General features: G+C 71.7%; 2 protein-coding genes. Both read right to left on the bottom strand.

Annotated elements, in window-relative coordinates:
- Positions 1 to 41: 41 nt before the first annotated feature.
- The gene (locus ACYVE9_RS26695; RefSeq protein WP_461030467.1) at positions 42 to 635 is read right to left on the bottom strand and encodes a lytic polysaccharide monooxygenase; all 594 of its coding nucleotides are present in this window, start codon (positions 633 to 635) and stop codon (positions 42 to 44) included.
- Between the two features lie 134 nt (positions 636 to 769).
- A partial coding sequence (locus ACYVE9_RS26690) for an XdhC family protein (RefSeq protein WP_461030466.1) occupies positions 770 to 1,445 on the bottom strand: 676 nt, incomplete at its 5' end.

The raw sequence follows: 1,445 nt of genomic DNA, 5'->3' as shown, positions 1-1,445 counted from the left end.
CCGGGGCGCAGGCCGGGCCCCGACCGGTCACCGGCTCCCGCTCAGAACCTCACGTCCGAGCAGGCGTAGAAGGCGTTGGCCGTGTCGTAGACGTTCCACACGGCGAGGATCAGGTGCCGCCCGGACTTGCCCGAGGGCAGGCGTCCGGTGTGGCTCTCGGTGGCTGCGGGCTGGCGCCCGCCCATCGGCACGGTCAGGAACGGCGCCGGCGCCTCCTCGGCGCGGGTCAGGGTGCTGTTGGGGTTCCAGCCGTTCTTGGTGATGTAGTACCGGTAGTCCGTGGTGCGGTGCCTGGCCGTGTTGCGCCAGGAGAAGGTGTAGTTGGCGCCGCTGCTGAGCTGCGCGGTCGGCCAGGAGCCGTTGCGGGGCTCGTCGAGTTCGGAGAACCGGGAGTTGCCGCCGGCGCAGATCCGTCCGTCGGAAGGGCCTCCGCCGGGGAACCCCTTCGGTCCCTCGACGCTCTGCGGTTCCCACTGGATGCCGCCGCAGTTGGCCACCGTGCCCTGGGCGCAGTGCATCTGCCTGCTGGGGGTGGAGGTGGTGTAGCCGTGTGCCGCGGCCGAGCCACCGGTGGCGACGGCCGTCGCCGCCGCGATACCCATGGCGACTGCCGCCGCCGTGATCCTTGTGCGCATGCTTCGCTCCTGCCTGAAGAACCTGGGGAAGTTCGGAGAGCGTGCCTGGTCCAGACCACTTATGAAACTAGCGCCAGCTATTGGTCATGTCCAGACCAATTTCTCCGGCCAACTCCGGTAACAGTGGAGGACGTTCAGGCGACGGAGTCGACACGGCCGGTCGGCGCCGGTCCCCGGTCGTGATGGATCGGGGTGTGCGCGCCGGTGAGCGGCAGGCCAGAGCCGCCGTGCCGGGCCGCGACGATCTCCGCGGCGATGGACAGCGCCGTCTCCTCGGGCGTGCGGGCCCCCAGGTCCAGGCCGATCGGTGAACGCAGCCGGCTCAGCTCCCACTCGGTGAGCCCGGTCTCGCGCAGCCGCCGCATCCGGTCCAGGTGCGTACGGCGTGAACCCATCGCTCCGACGTAGGCGACGGGCAGTCGCAGCGCCCGCTCCAGCAGCGGCACGTCGAACTTGGCGTCGTGCGTCAGCACGCACACCGCCGTCCGCGCGTCCAGCGTCTGCGACTCCAGATAGCGGTGCGGCCAGTCGACGACCACCTCGTGCGCGTCGGGGAACCTGGCCCTGGTGGCGAAGACCGGGCGGGCGTCGCACACCGTGACATGGAAGCCCAGGAACCGGCCCGCCCCGACCAGCGCCGCGGCGAAATCGATGGCGCCGAACACCAGCAGCCGCGGCGGCGGCACGCTCACCTCGACCAGCAACGTCACCGGCTCCCCGCACCGGCTGCCGTCGGCCCCCAACTCGACGGTGGCGGTCCGCCCCGCGGACAGCAGCGCGCCCGCCTCGGCGACCGCCGTCCGGTCGAGG

The organism is Streptomyces sparsus (assembly GCF_054776295.1).
Note: the sequence above shows the minus strand (reverse complement) of the source record. Positions and strands in the feature narration are given on the sequence as shown.

Excerpts from the sequence above, each read along its gene's own strand:
- ACYVE9_RS26695 (WP_461030467.1), bottom strand. The coding sequence starts at position 635 with ATGCGCACAAGGATCACGGCGGCGGCAGTCGCCATGGGTATCGCGGCG.